General features: G+C 61.0%; 14 protein-coding genes. 7 read left to right on the top strand and 7 right to left on the bottom strand.

What is annotated here, in order from left to right; translation table 11 throughout:
* The first annotated feature begins 82 nt into the window (after nucleotides 1-82).
* From ACYZT2_RS17010 to ACYZT2_RS16995, 4 genes are all read left to right on the top strand, one after another.
* Entirely contained in the window at nucleotides 83-553 is a 471-nt protein-coding gene (locus tag ACYZT2_RS17010) for a hypothetical protein (protein ID WP_461965798.1), read from the top strand.
* A complete protein-coding gene (locus ACYZT2_RS17005) occupies nucleotides 553-756 on the top strand; it encodes a hypothetical protein (RefSeq protein WP_461965796.1) in 204 nt (67 codons plus the stop codon). Before ACYZT2_RS17010 ends, ACYZT2_RS17005 begins: the two co-directional genes overlap by 1 nt.
* Before the next feature lie 119 nt (nucleotides 757-875).
* Complete coding sequence (locus ACYZT2_RS17000) at nucleotides 876-1,892, top strand: ABC transporter substrate-binding protein (protein WP_461965794.1); 1,017 nt, start codon at nucleotides 876-878, stop codon at nucleotides 1,890-1,892.
* 205 nt (nucleotides 1,893-2,097) lie between these two features.
* On the top strand, nucleotides 2,098-2,535 hold the full coding sequence (locus ACYZT2_RS16995; protein WP_461965792.1) for a DUF3995 domain-containing protein: 438 nt from the start codon (nucleotides 2,098-2,100) through the stop codon (nucleotides 2,533-2,535).
* A 125-nt stretch (nucleotides 2,536-2,660) separates the two neighbouring features.
* Here ACYZT2_RS16995 and ACYZT2_RS16990 read toward each other — a convergent pair whose 3' ends face one another.
* The 7 genes from ACYZT2_RS16990 to ACYZT2_RS16960 all read right to left on the bottom strand — a co-directional run bounded on the left by ACYZT2_RS16990 (nucleotide 2,661) and on the right by ACYZT2_RS16960 (nucleotide 10,027).
* The gene (locus ACYZT2_RS16990; protein ID WP_461965790.1) at nucleotides 2,661-3,023 is read right to left on the bottom strand and encodes a Na+/H+ antiporter subunit G; all 363 of its coding nucleotides are present in this window, start codon (nucleotides 3,021-3,023) and stop codon (nucleotides 2,661-2,663) included.
* Nucleotides 3,020-3,298 carry a K+/H+ antiporter subunit F gene (locus ACYZT2_RS16985; RefSeq protein ID WP_038982602.1) on the bottom strand — a complete coding sequence of 93 codons (279 nt, stop codon included), beginning with the start codon at nucleotides 3,296-3,298 and terminating at the stop codon, nucleotides 3,020-3,022. The genes ACYZT2_RS16990 and ACYZT2_RS16985 overlap by 4 nt, the downstream gene beginning before the upstream one ends.
* Nucleotides 3,295-3,783, bottom strand: a complete 489-nt coding sequence (locus tag ACYZT2_RS16980) for a Na+/H+ antiporter subunit E (RefSeq protein WP_461965788.1) — start codon at nucleotides 3,781-3,783, stop codon at nucleotides 3,295-3,297. Before ACYZT2_RS16980 ends, ACYZT2_RS16985 begins: the two co-directional genes overlap by 4 nt.
* A complete protein-coding gene (locus tag ACYZT2_RS16975) occupies nucleotides 3,780-5,465 on the bottom strand; it encodes a monovalent cation/H+ antiporter subunit D (RefSeq protein WP_461965786.1) in 1,686 nt (561 codons plus the stop codon). Before ACYZT2_RS16975 ends, ACYZT2_RS16980 begins: the two co-directional genes overlap by 4 nt.
* Nucleotides 5,462-5,806, bottom strand: a complete 345-nt coding sequence (locus ACYZT2_RS16970) for a Na+/H+ antiporter subunit C (protein WP_008029186.1) — start codon at nucleotides 5,804-5,806, stop codon at nucleotides 5,462-5,464. The genes ACYZT2_RS16975 and ACYZT2_RS16970 overlap by 4 nt, the downstream gene beginning before the upstream one ends.
* Complete coding sequence (locus ACYZT2_RS16965; protein ID WP_461965783.1) at nucleotides 5,806-8,736, bottom strand: monovalent cation/H+ antiporter subunit A; 2,931 nt, start codon at nucleotides 8,734-8,736, stop codon at nucleotides 5,806-5,808. Before ACYZT2_RS16965 ends, ACYZT2_RS16970 begins: the two co-directional genes overlap by 1 nt.
* Before the next feature lie 286 nt (nucleotides 8,737-9,022).
* Nucleotides 9,023-10,027, bottom strand: a complete 1,005-nt coding sequence (locus ACYZT2_RS16960; protein ID WP_461973142.1) for a DMT family transporter — start codon at nucleotides 10,025-10,027, stop codon at nucleotides 9,023-9,025.
* Between the two features lie 15 nt (nucleotides 10,028-10,042).
* Between ACYZT2_RS16960 and ACYZT2_RS16955 the strand changes: the two genes are divergently transcribed.
* The 3 genes from ACYZT2_RS16955 to ACYZT2_RS16945 all read left to right on the top strand — a co-directional run bounded on the left by ACYZT2_RS16955 (nucleotide 10,043) and on the right by ACYZT2_RS16945 (nucleotide 13,004).
* Nucleotides 10,043-10,606 carry a helix-turn-helix domain-containing protein gene (locus tag ACYZT2_RS16955; RefSeq protein WP_461965781.1) on the top strand — a complete coding sequence of 188 codons (564 nt, stop codon included), beginning with the start codon at nucleotides 10,043-10,045 and terminating at the stop codon, nucleotides 10,604-10,606.
* Nucleotides 10,607-10,700: 94 nt separating this feature from the next.
* Nucleotides 10,701-12,128: an FAD/NAD(P)-binding protein gene (locus tag ACYZT2_RS16950; protein WP_461965779.1), complete on the top strand. Its 1,428-nt coding sequence runs from the start codon at nucleotides 10,701-10,703 to the stop codon at nucleotides 12,126-12,128.
* Between the two features lie 516 nt (nucleotides 12,129-12,644).
* Nucleotides 12,645-13,004, top strand: coding sequence for a DUF6124 family protein (locus tag ACYZT2_RS16945; RefSeq protein WP_461965777.1), 360 nt, complete (start codon nucleotides 12,645-12,647; stop codon nucleotides 13,002-13,004).
* Nucleotides 13,005-13,159: the final 155 nt, after the last annotated feature.

Here is a 13,159-nt window from a genome sequence, read left to right as displayed (position 1 = left end):
GGCTACACCTCGGCATTGCCGCTTTTTTCTGCTGTGCGCGTTTCCGGCGTACGGCGTCATTTTCAGATGTGGGGATGTTTCCTTGGCAGTAAGTAATCTCGATATGCATGCTTTGTTCGTACTGGGTGATTTGCGCGCAAAGCTGGTTAAACAGTTTCAGTCACGTTTCATCTACATCACCGAACAGAACGCTGAAGGCATTTACATTGCCGAGCTCGACACTGAATCAGCGCTGGTGGTGGATGACAAACCAGGGCTTAAACTCAAGGTCGGCGATCATTTCAGCGCCTCGGTATTGCCCAGCCGCGAAGGTGGCAAGCTGGACATCAAGTTCCGCGAAATCAAGATGACGGTGTACGGGCTGGGGGATTACGCGTTCGTGACCACCGCAGACGGCTACGGCATTGTGTTCAAGGAAGGTCATAGCGTGGTGATGGTGTTCGCGGCCCATCAACAAATGCAGGAAGGCCTGACCAAAACCCTGAAAGCGGTGACCGCCAAGGCCGCCAAGTGGCGCAAGGGCGAACTGGTAACCTTCAAGGCCAGCGAGTAATGACCCTGACCCGCGTCGACTTTCACGAACAGAACCAGACCAGTGCCCACGCCGAGGCGCAGCGCTTGTTGGCTCAAAAGGCCGTTCTACAGGGAGCCTGGCTGAGTTGGGTGGCGTCACAGATCTACCTGTTGCGTCCGGCGGCGTACGCCAGCATGGTCAGAAGAGAGCTTGCACGCTTGCAGGAACCTTGCGAAAAGTAATCCTCGCCCCTCGAAAGCAGGAACCTCAACTACAGTCAGATGACTGAGTATTCAGAGGCTTGCGGTCTTCTTTGTCAGGCCATCCTGCTATTGCTGTGAACAGCACGAGGTGCAAAAGCATGAAGGGATTTCGACGGTTACTGGCCGCTACCCTGGCCACGTTCGGTTTATTGGTTTCACCCGTTCCGGTGTTCGCCGCTCAGGCACCGATCCATTTCGCCGACCTGAACTGGGAAAGTGGCAGCCTGATCACCGATATCCTGCGGATCATTGTCGAGAAGGGCTACGGCTTGCCGACCGACACCTTGCCGGGGACGACCATTACCCTGGAGACCGCATTGGCCAACAATGACATTCAGGTCATTGGCGAAGAATGGGCCGGTCGCAGTCCGGTCTGGGTCAAGGCTGAGGCCGAGGGCAAAGTCGCGGCCCTGGGCGATACGGTCAAGGGTGCCACCGAGGGCTGGTGGGTGCCGGAGTACGTGATCAAGGGCGACCCGGCCAAGGGCATCAAGCCGATGGCGCCGGATCTGCGCAGTATCAGTGATCTGCCTCGCTACAAAGACGTGTTCAAAGACCCGGAAACCCCAGGCAAAGGGCGTTTTCTCAACAGCCCGATCGGCTGGACGTCGGAAGTGGTCAACAAGCAGAAGCTCAAGGCGTATGGGCTGGACGACAGCTACGTGAACTTTCGCAGTGGTTCGGGGGCGGCGCTGGACGCAGAGATCAGTTCGTCGATTCGTCGCGGCAAGCCAGTCCTGTTCTATTACTGGTCGCCGACGCCGTTGCTCGGCCGCTTCAAGCTGATTCAGCTGCAAGAACCGCCGTTCGACGCCGAAGCCTGGAAAACCCTGACCGACGCCGACAACCCCAATCCGAAACCAACTCGCTCGTTACCCTCGAAGCTGTCCATCGGCGTGTCCACGCCATTCCAGAAACAATACCCGCAGATTGCCGAGTTCTTCAGCAAGGTCGATTTGCCGATTGAAGCGTTGAACAAGGCCCTGGCTGACATGAGCGAAAAACACACGCCGCCACGTCAAGCGGCGGAGGCGTTCATGAAGGCGCACCCGGACGTGTGGCAGGCCTGGGTGCCCAAGGATGTGGCGGACAAAGTCTCTGCGGCCCTGAAATAAACCGAGTTATGTACGCCCGGGAATTCTCGGGTGTACTTGAAACACGTAGGAGCTGCCGCAGGCTGCGATCTTTTGATCTTGTTTTTCAAAGCCAGGTCAAAAGATCGCAACCTGCGGCAGCTCCTACGGGGGGATAGCGAATACCCTTACAAAAACGCGCAAGGAAGTTCATCCTGCTGCAACATTTCACGCTGGATGTCTGAACATGAGCCTTTTGGTCGCGCAATGGATTGCTGCAATCTTTTTATTGATCAGCCTGGTCCACCTGTATTGGGCTGCGGGTGGCAAGTGGGGCAGCGAGGCGGCGGTGCCGCGAGTGCCCGGGGAGGGCGGTGGGGTATCAAGGCCCGCGTTCAAGCCGTCGGGCTTTGCCACGTTGCTGGTGGCGGTGGGTTTACTGCTGATAGCGATGCTGGTGTGCCTGCGGGTGGGGCTGTATCTGCCCACGGTGCATCATTGGTCGCTGCAATGGGTGATCAGCGCGATTGCGATGCTGATGTTCGCCCGGGCGATTGGCGATTCGAATTTGGTGGGGTTTTTCAAGGAGGTCAAGGATTCGCAGTTTGCCCGGCTCGATACCTGGGCTTATTCACCGCTGTGTGTGGTGTTGGGGGCCGGGTTGTTGGCAGTGGCCTGGATTTGATTCGACCCGGCTATTGCCATCGCGAGCAGGCTCGCTCCCACATTGGATCTTCAGCGCTCACAAAATCCCTGTGGGAGCGAGCCTGCTCGCGATGAGGTCAGCACGGTCAACAAAACTTTCTGAACTTAACTCCCCGTTTCCGTGCGCCGACTACTCACCTCCGCCGGCACATCATCCCCCGCCATGCGCTTGCGAAACAGCGCCGCCCGAGCCAGTAGCAGCGTGGTCACCGGCACGGTGATCGACAACAGAACCGGGATCAGCCAGGCATGCAGCACCGGCGCCGATTTGAGCGCCGAAAAGTAAATGATCGAAGCCAATGCCACGCACCACGCGCCCAAGGTCGAGGCCAGTGCCGGCGGGTGCATGCGCTGGAAATAATCCTTCATCCGCAACAGCCCGAGCGCGCCGATCAGCGTAAACAGGCTGCTGAGCACCAGCAGAATCGCCACGGCAATTTCCACCCACAGAGACAATTCAGGCCTCATTCGATCACCTCGCCACGCAGCAGGAATTTGGCCAGGGCAAACGAGCCGACGAAGCCGAACAGGGCGATCAGCAGCGCCGCCTCGAAGTAAGTGTCACTGGCATAACGAATGCCCAACGTGAGCATCATCAGCATGGCGATGATGTACAGGTAATCCAGGGCCAGAACTCGATCCTGGGCCGAGGGGCCCTTGAACAGGCGGATCAGGGTCAGAATCATCGCCACCGAAAAGATGAAAAGGCTCAGCAGGATCGCGTTCGACAGCAATGCGCTCATTCGAAGATCTCCATCAAGGGCCGCTCGTAGGTCGTCTTGAAGTGCTGGATGAATTGGCTTTCGTCATCCAGATCGAAAACGTGCAGCAACAGAATGCTGCGATCCAGCGCCAGCTCCGACCAGACCGTGCCGGGGACCACCGTACAGATCATCGACAGCGCCGCCAGGCCGTTGGCATCGCGCAAATCCAGTGGCACCTTGATGAACCGCGAGCGAGGCGCACGACGGCCCGCGTTGAGTACGCCACAAGCCACGGCGAGGTTGGACACGAGCACGTCGCGCCCGACCAGCAAGAACAAACGCAAAATCACCCCGGGACGACGAATGCGGATCGGCAGCGGCCGCAGCTTGCGCATCATCAACGGCGCGCAGAACCCCAGCACGGCGCCCAGCAGTAGATTGCCGGGGCTCATCGAGAGGTTCAACACCAGCCACAGCAGCCACAACGCCAGCGACAACCAGGGTGCAGGAAACAGACGCCTCATGGTTGCACCTCCACTTGTGCTGCGCTGGCCTGCGGGTTCGGAATCGGGCGGGTGCCGAGCACCGCCATTACGTATTGCTGCGGGTTATTCAACGCTTGAGCGGCGGCCTGGGTGTAGCGCATCAGCGGTTCAGCCTTGAACGTCAGTGCAATGCTCAGCCCCAGCAGAATGATGATCGGCACGCATTCAAGGCGCCGCAGCAATGGCGATGGCCGCTCTTGCGGGGCCCAGAAACGCTGGATGCCCAAACGCGAGAAAGCGATCAGCGAGGCCAGCCCGGACAGAATCAACAGGGCGAGTAGCCCCCACGCGCCGTTCGATATCGGTTCGTCGCTGCCATTACCCAGCCCCAGCGGATTGAGCAGGGCGCTGAGCAAACTGAGTTTGCCGATAAACCCGGAAAGCGGCGGCATGCCGATGATCAGCAGGGCGCAGGCGATGAAACTCAAACCGAGGAAAGCCATGGTCCAGGGAATCACCTGGCCAACCACGGCTTTGCGGTCGTCATCGAGGTTGAAACCTTTGGGCGGCTGCAAGGATTTCAGGGGCCGTGGAAGCAGCTCGCCGTCATCGAACAGCGGCATTTCGTCGGCCGAACGCGAGCGCTCGATCAACTCGGCCAGCAGGAACAACGCGCTCAAGGCCAGGGTCGAGCTGACCAGATAGAACAGCGCAGCGCCGATCAGGTTCGGCTGGGCGAAACCGATGGCCGACAACAGAATGCCTGCCGACACCAGAATGCTCAGGCTGGCCATGCGCTCCAGGCGTTGCGCGGCGAGGATCGCCACGGCGGCGCAGACGATGGTCGCCATGCCGCCGTAGATCAGCCAGTCGCCACCGAAGTACGCGGATGCCCCGGCCTGCCCGGAGAACAACAGCGTCCACAGGCGTAACAAGGTGTAGACGCCGACCTTGGTCATGATCGCGAACATTGCTGCCACTGGCGCGCTGGCCGCGGAATAGGCCGGCACCAGCCAGAAGTTCAGCGGCCACATCCCGGCCTTGGCCAGGAACGCCACCGCCAGAATGGCCGCGCCGGCATGCAGCAAGCCGCGATCGGCTTCCGGCACCAGCGGGATTTTCAGCGCCAGGTCAGCCATGTTCAGCGTGCCGGTAACACCGTAGATCAGCGCCGCGCCAATCAGAAACAGCGACGAGGCCAGCAGGTTGATCGAGATGTAATGCAGCCCCGACGACACCCGCGCCCGGCCCGAACCGTGCAGCATCAGCCCGTAGGAAGCGGCCAGCAGCACTTCGAAAAACACAAACAGGTTGAACAGGTCCGCCGTCAGGAAGGCGCCGTACAGACCCATCAATTGAATCTGGAACAGCGCGTGGAAACTCGAACCGGCGCCGTCCCAGCGGGCCATGGCGAACAGCAGGGCGCTAACGCCGATGATCCCGGTCAGCACCAGCATCAGCGCCGACAGACGATCGACCACCAGTACAATACCGAACGGCACCTGCCAGTTGCCCGGCAGGTACACACCGATGGAGCCGGGCACGCCGGTGGTTTGCGTCCATTGCAGCAGCATCACGGCAATGCCCAGCCCTAGCAGGCTGGAGAACAGATTGATTTTGGCCTTTAACGGGCGGTGTTTCTCGCCCAGCATCAGCATCACTGCGGCGGTCAGCAGCGGTAGCAGAATCGGTGCAGCGATCAGGTGCGCCATTGGATTCATTCTTTAGGCTCCCGGCCATCCACATGGTCGGTGCCGGTCAGGCCCCGGGAGGCGAGCAGCACCACCAGGAACAGCGCAGTCATGGCGAAGCTGATGACGATCGCGGTCAGCACCAACGCTTGCGGCAGCGGGTCGGTGTAGTGCAGCAAATCCTGAGGAACACCGTCCTTGATGTTCGGCTCCTTGCCGATGAACAGGCTGCCCATGCTGAAGATGAACAGGTTGACGCCGTAGGACAGCAGGCACAGGCCCATGACCACCTGGAACGTCCGTGGCCGCAGCACTAGCCACACGCCGGACGCGGCCAGCACACCGATGGCGATTGCGATAACTTCTTCCATCAGATGGCTCCTTGCGTGGCAGCCGCTTTGGCCACGGGCTTGGGTTGCGCGCTGGTTTTATGACCGCGTACCGATTGGTGGGCGAGGGCGGTCAGGATCAACAGCGTCGAACCGACCACCACGGCGTACACACCGATGTCGAAGAACAGTGCGCTGGCGATGTGAATGTCGCCCAGCAGCGGCAATGTGAAATGCCAGGTGTGGGTGGTGAGGAATGGATACCCGGCCGCCATCGCCCCGAGCCCGGTGACCGTGGCGAACAGCAGCCCGGTGCCCATCCAGCGCAGCGGTCGCAGGCTCATTTGCGCCTCGACCCACTGGGTCCCGGCGACCATGTATTGCAGGATGAACGCCACTGACATCACCAGGCCGGCGACGAAACCGCCACCGGGTTGATTGTGCCCGCGCAAGAACAGGTAGACCGACACCACCAGCGCGATTGGCAACAGCAAACGCACCAGCACCGCCGGCACCATCATGAAACCGAGCGCGGTGTCGCTGGCGTGACGCGGGTTGACCAGGTCGGTGACCACGTCGGGCGCGAGCAAGCGCTGTTGGGCCGGCAGCTGCAGACTTTCTTTCGGCGGACGGAAGCGTCGTAGCAGGGCGAACACGGCAAGGGCCACGGCCACCAGCACGGTGATTTCGCCAAGGGTATCGAAGCCACGGAAGTCCACCAGCATCACGTTGACCACGTTGCTGCCACCACCTTCGGGCAGGGCGCGACTGAGGTAGAACGAAGAAATGTCGTTGGGCGTCTGGCGGGTCAGCATCGCGTAGGACAGCAGCGCCATGCCGCCACCGACCGTGATCGACAGCAGCAAGTCGCGGATACGGCGCACCCGCGCCTTGCGCAGGCTGCTCGGCAATGGCGAGACCTCTTCGATCCGTCGCGGCAGCCAGCGCAGACCGAGGAGGATCAACACCGTGGTCACCACTTCCACTGCCAATTGCGTCAGCGCCAGATCCGGCGCCGAGAACCAGACGAAGGTCACGCAGGTCATCAGGCCGCAGACGCTGACCATGGTCAGGGCCGCGAGCCGGTGATACTTGGCTTGCCACGCCGCGCCAAGGGCACAGGCAATCGCCAGCAGCCAGAGGGTCACGAACACGATCGAGCCCGGAATTTTCGGCCGGTCGCCCCAGCTCAGGCTGCTATGCAGCATCGGGATCAATCCGGCGAGCACCGCAGCGAGCACCAGCAGAAACAGTTGGGTTTGCAGGCGTCGGGTACTGATGTGCCGCTCCAGACGACGGGCCAGGCGCATAATGATCACCAGGCTGCGCTCGAACAGGCGCTTGCCGTTGAAGTGGCTGATCACCGGCGGGTGCATGAAGCGCCCGCGCTTGAGCTGATTGCGCAGCAGCAGATAGAGGATGATGCCGCAGGACATGGCGATCAGGCTCATGATCATCGGCGCGTTCCAGCCGTGCCAGATCGCCAGGCTGTACTCGGGCAGCGTGCCGCCCACCACCGGCAATGCCGCCGCCGCGAGCAACGGGCCGACCACTTGCGCCGGGAAGATCCCCACCACCAGACAGGTGAACACCAGCAATTCCACCGGCGCACGCATCCAGCGTGGCGGCTCGTGCGGGGTATGCGGCAGGTCGGTGGCGGTCGGGCCGAAGAACACATCGACGGTGAAGCGCAGGGAATAGGCGACGCTGAACGTCCCGGCGATGGTCGCGACGATGGGCAGGGTCATTTCGATCCAGGCCGTCGCGTTGATGAACACGGTTTCGGCGAAGAACATCTCTTTCGACAGGAAACCGTTGAGCAGCGGCACCCCGGCCATCGAGGCGCTGGCAACCATGGCCAACGTGGCGGTGAACGGAATCAGCCTGAACAGACCGCTGAGTTTGCGAATGTCCCGGGTGCCGCTTTCGTGGTCGATGATCCCGGCGGCCATGAACAGCGAGGCTTTGAACGTGGCGTGGTTGAGAATATGGAACACCGCGGCCACGGCGGCCAGCGGACTGTTCAGCCCCAGCAGCAGGGTGATCAGGCCCAGGTGGCTGATGGTCGAGTAGGCCAGCAGGCCCTTGAGGTCGTTCTGGAACATCGCGCAATAAGCGCCGAGCAACAGGGTGCAGGCCCCGGCCCCGCTGACGATGTAGAACCATTCTTCACTGCCGGACAGCGACGGCCAAAGGCGTGCGAGCAGGAAGACCCCGGCCTTGACCATGGTCGCCGAGTGCAGATACGCCGAAACCGGTGTCGGTGCCGCCATGGCGTGGGGCAGCCAGAAGTGGAAGGGGAATTGCGCACTTTTGCTCAAGGCGCCGATCAGGATCAGGGGAAGCAGAATAGGGTAGAGGGCATGTGCGCGAATCAGATCGCCAGCGGCCAGGACCTTGTCCAGGTCGTAGCTGCCGACCACATGGCCGAGCAGCATGACCCCCGCCAGCAAACACAAGCCACCGGCACCGGTGACCATCAATGCCATATAGGCGCCACGTCGCGCATCGGCGCGGTGGTGCCAGTAGCCGATCAACAGGAATGAGAAGAGGCTGGTCAGTTCCCAGAAAAACACCATTTGGATCAGATTGCCGGAGATCACCAATCCCAGCATGGCGCCCATGAACGCCAGAAAAAACGCGAAGAAGCGCGGCACCGGATCGTCCGGCGACATGTAATAGCGGGCGTACAGAGAAACCAGCGTGCCGATGCCCAGCACCAGCATCGAGAACAGCCAGGCGAAGCCGTCCATGCGCAGAACGAAGTTCAGGCCCAGGCTGGGTAGCCAGAAGAACTCTTCGCGGATCACGCCGCCATGGGCGATTTGCGGGTACAAGAGGGCGACCTGGACGGTGCCGATAAGGGCAACCAGGCCAGCCAACAGCGATTCGGTGTTACGCGCATTGTGCGGCAGCAAGGCTGCCAGACAGCTGCCGATAAAAGGTAGAAGCAGTAGAACTATCAAAGACATAGGCTTCTAATCTGCGGAAGTTTGTGAAGCATCATACGTGCCAGCTCCCGGATCACCAAACGCCAAGCTGTCGCAGAATCCTACAAAGTGGATGGAAAATTTCTGTTTTTCCTTGTTTCAGGGAGCACGATTTCGCCTGTCCCGGCCCATCGCGGGCAAGTCGGATCGCCGCACCGCCGCTCCCACAGAGATTTTGGTTGTACACAAATCGCGTATACACCTCCAGACCCTGTGGGAGCGGGCTTGCCCGCGATGGCTATCTATCAAGCAACGTAGAAATGGGGGCTTAACCCTGTGCTTCCTGCTCCAATTCTTCTTCAGGCGAAGCAACCTTACCCTTTGTCTTCAACTCACTGACAATCACCGCCGCCACAATCAACCCCGCGCCCACCAACGCAATCGCCGGCAACCGCTCCCCGGCAATCCGCCCGACAATCCCGGCCCACACCGGCTCCCCGGCATAGATCAGCGTCGCCCGCGTTGGCGAAACACTTTTTTGCGCCCAGTTCATCGCCACCTGAATCGCCGCACTCGCCGCGCCCAAGCCCAATGCGCTGCACAACAGCAACCAGGAGAACCCGGGAATCACTTCCTGAGTCGGCACCACCATCAGAAACGCCAGCACCGAAGTCACCGCCAGTTGCACCACCGTCACCCGGCGCACGTCGACCTGGCCGGCATAGGTGCTGATCAGAATGATCTCTGCCGCAATCGCCACGGCGCTGATCAATGTGGCGATTTCACCAGGGCTGAAATTGAACGAAGCGCCGGCCGGTCCCGACAGCAGCATCAACCCGGTAAAGGCCAGCATGATCCCGATGCTCGGCATCAACCCCGGACGCCGACCCAGCACCAGCCATTGCAGTAACGGCACGAACGGCACATACAGCGCGGTAATAAATGCCGACTGGCTACTAGGAATGCTCTGCAGGCCCACGGTCTGCAAGCCGTAACCGAGCATGATCGCCACGCCGATAAACGCCCCGGCCTTGAGTTCGAACAGGGTCAGTTCGCGCAGATGACGCCAGGAGAACAGGGCAACGATGATTGCTGCTGCAGCAAAACGCAGACCGACGAAAAACATCGGCCCGCTGACGGTCATTGCATGCTGGACCAGCAAAAAGGTCCCGCCCCAGACCATGGTGATCAACACCAACACGCACTCAGCTTTGCTGAACCGTGAGAAACGGGAGGAAGCAGGGGAGGAGTTCACCGACGTCATGACCTTGCACGCTACCTGAGGGAGACGCACAATGCGCCGGAAGTTGGGCAGTATACTGCGCAACACCATCAAGTGAGCAATATAGTGCACAAAGATTCCACCCAACGGGCGTCGGTTCTCCAGCACGTCAGCCAGAACGTCCGACGTCTGCGCCACGCCGCCGACATGAGCCAGACCGCACTGGCCGAAAAGTCCGGGGTCAGCCGCCGGATGCTGGTGGCTATCGAGGCCGGCGAGAAGAACGTCAGCCTGACCACCCTCGATCGTGTGGCCGAAGCGCTGGACGTGGCCTTCAGTGATCTGATCCAGGCCCCGGAGGCCCGCGACCCGAGTCGCATCAACGAAGTCGCTTGGGCCGGAACGATCCCCGGCAGCAAAGCCGTTTTACTGTCAAAAGCCACCGCCACCCGCGAAGTGGAACAATGGGAATGGTGCCTGCAACCGGGCGAAATTTACCCGTCGCAACCGGACGCCGATGGCTGGAGCGAACAGCTCTACGTATTTGAAGGTTGCCTGACCCTGGTCCTGGGCGATAAGCAGCAACACATCACTGCCGGTGAGTTCTTCATGTTCGCTAGCAACCAGCCGCATTCCTATCGCAATGATGGGGCGGTGGCGGCGCGGTTTGTGCGTAATGTGGTGATCTGACCTTCGCCGGTCAACACCGGATGGTGAGCTTCCTGTTTGCCGAGCAAGCTACTAATGTGGCTCAAGTACGCCTCAATGGATCCGTGAGAACGCCATGACTGAAACACCAAGCGCACAGTTGACCCCCGCCATCCGTCACGTAGACATCCTGATCATCGGCGGCGGCCTGAGCGGCGCGATGCTGGCGGCGCAGTTGTTGCGTTTGCCGGGCAAGCGGCAGGTGCTGGTGATCGAACCGCGGGCCGAACTTGGTCGGGGCGAAGCGTACAGCGCGGTCGAACTGGGCCATACGCTCAACGGCAACGCGGCGCGGATGAGCGTCGATCCCGACAACGCTGATGATTTGACCCAATGGCTGACCGAGTACATCGCGGCGGGTGGTTGGCCGGAGTCGGATCAGCAGCATGTGCCGGTCAGTGAACTGTTCCCGCCGCGCGGTCTGTTTGGCGTGTATGTGCAGCAGCGTCTGGCCGAGGCACAGGTGGTGGGCGCGCGGCATGGCTCGACGGTGGAGCATGTGCGCGCGGAAGTGGTCGATGTGCGGATCGATATCGATTCGGTGCGCCTGACCTTGAACGATGGCCGGCGTTTGCAAGGCGCCTATGCGGTACTGGCCACTGGCATGTTCCCCGCCGCGCGCACGCCGCAAACCGAATCCAGCGGCTTGAACGCAGCGGCGCTCGATCCCTGGGATGTGGCCACCATGCGTCAGCTCGATCCGCAGTCGCCGGTACTGATCATCGGCTCGGGCCTGACCATGGTCGATGCCGTGGTGTCGCTGGAACAGGCCGGGCATCGCGGGCCGATCGAAGTGTTTTCCCGGCATGGTCTGCTGCCTCACGTGCGGCGACAGCCTCCGGCCTGGGCGGATTTTTTGGCGGAGGATCACAGCATCCGCACGCCGCGCCAATTGATGCGCGAACTGCGCCGGCATTGCCACGACGCCATCGCTCAGGGCATCGACTGGCAAGCGCCACTGGATACCGTGCGAGCGCATATCGGGCGGCTGTGGAGTCAGGCGACGGATGTGCAGCGTCGGCAGTTTGTGCGGCATGTGCGGCCGTGGTGGGAAAGCCATCATCATCGTTCGCCGCCATTGAGTGCCGAGTTGGTGGAACGGCTGCACGGGGAAGGGCGGTTGCGGATTCATGCTGCATCGTTCAAAAGGTTGGAACCTTCATCGGCCGGCGGGGTGAATATCCGCATCCGTCGCCGTGGCGAGGCCGAGACCTGCGTGGTGCATGGCGCGGCGCTGATCAACTCCAGTGGCATCGAGTATGACTGGCGGCGGGTGGCGCGCCCATTGCCGCAGCAGCTATTGGCGCGCGGGCTGGTGCGGCCGGGGCCATTGGCGTTGGGGATTGCGGCCGCGGATGACGGCGCGGTACTAAGCGCTGAGGGACAGGTCGCCAGCCGTTTGTTCGCCATGGGCCCACCGTTGCGCGGGATGTGGTGGGAGAGCACGGCGGTGACTGATGTGGCGAGCCAGGCCAAGTCTCTTGCGGCGCGATTGGCGGATTGACCGAAAGTTGGAGGGTGTTTTTTCGGGCCTCATCGCGAGCAGACTCTCTCCCACAGGGATCTGCTGTGAATCCATTTTTTGCGAACGCTGCAGATCAAATGTGGGAGCGAGCCTGCTCGCGATGAGGCCAGTCCAGCCACCACAAGGCCCGGTGTCAGATCATTAAACAAGCGATGTTTAAGCGACACTTCCAGACACTCACCCAGGCTACACATCCTTGCGCCGTTGCCTACGACTGCGCCAGAATCCGCCGGCTTGTGCGCCTTGAGGCCGGGCTCTATCGTTTCCGGGTCGCTGACGAATCAGCGATCGGGTCTCGCAGCCCGTGTATCTCTAGACGCACAACATCCTCCGTTCGTGAACAGGTACGCCTGTCCGTTCATGTTATGGCGGCTGTACGTGGGAGACCTTCGGGTCTGCCGGTTCTAGAGTCCCGGTCTGCGACCTGCGTATAGCTGCCACCTCTTTTCGTCTCGCAGCGAACCGTGGCTGCTCCATGACTCTAGGAGCTTCATCATGATCAAACCGACACCCAATCCACCGGAAACCGATCCAGCATCCCCCTACGAATCCCTCGATTCCAAAAAACTCAACGAAGCCGCCGACCGCGCCCTCGACCACTATCTCAAGCCACCCATCCCCAAAGACACCAAGCGCAAACCCAGCACCATTTACCATGTGGGTGCGAAGGTCGATAACGAAACCCTGCTGGTCAACGCCTGCGAAACCCTGGCGTCGGCGAGCATGATGCTCAGTGAGTTCGCCGGATTGATGGACATGCCACATCGCAACATGATGTTGGGGATTCAACAGGTGGTCATGCTTGGGGAGCTGGCAGTCAACCGGGTGCTGGATAATCTCGATCCACGAGGCTAGCCAAGCTCTATGGCAATGGGGCTTGTTGTGGCGAGGGAGCTTGCTCCCGCTCGGCTGCGCAGCAGTCGTAAAACCGTTGAATGCGGTGTGCCTGAAAACACTCGGTTGCAGGTTTTGGGGTTGCTTCGCAACCCAGCGGGAGCAAGCTCCCTCGC

It is taken from the genome of Pseudomonas sp. MDT1-85 (assembly GCF_054898065.1).
This window is presented reverse-complemented; position numbering and strand designations above follow the sequence as displayed.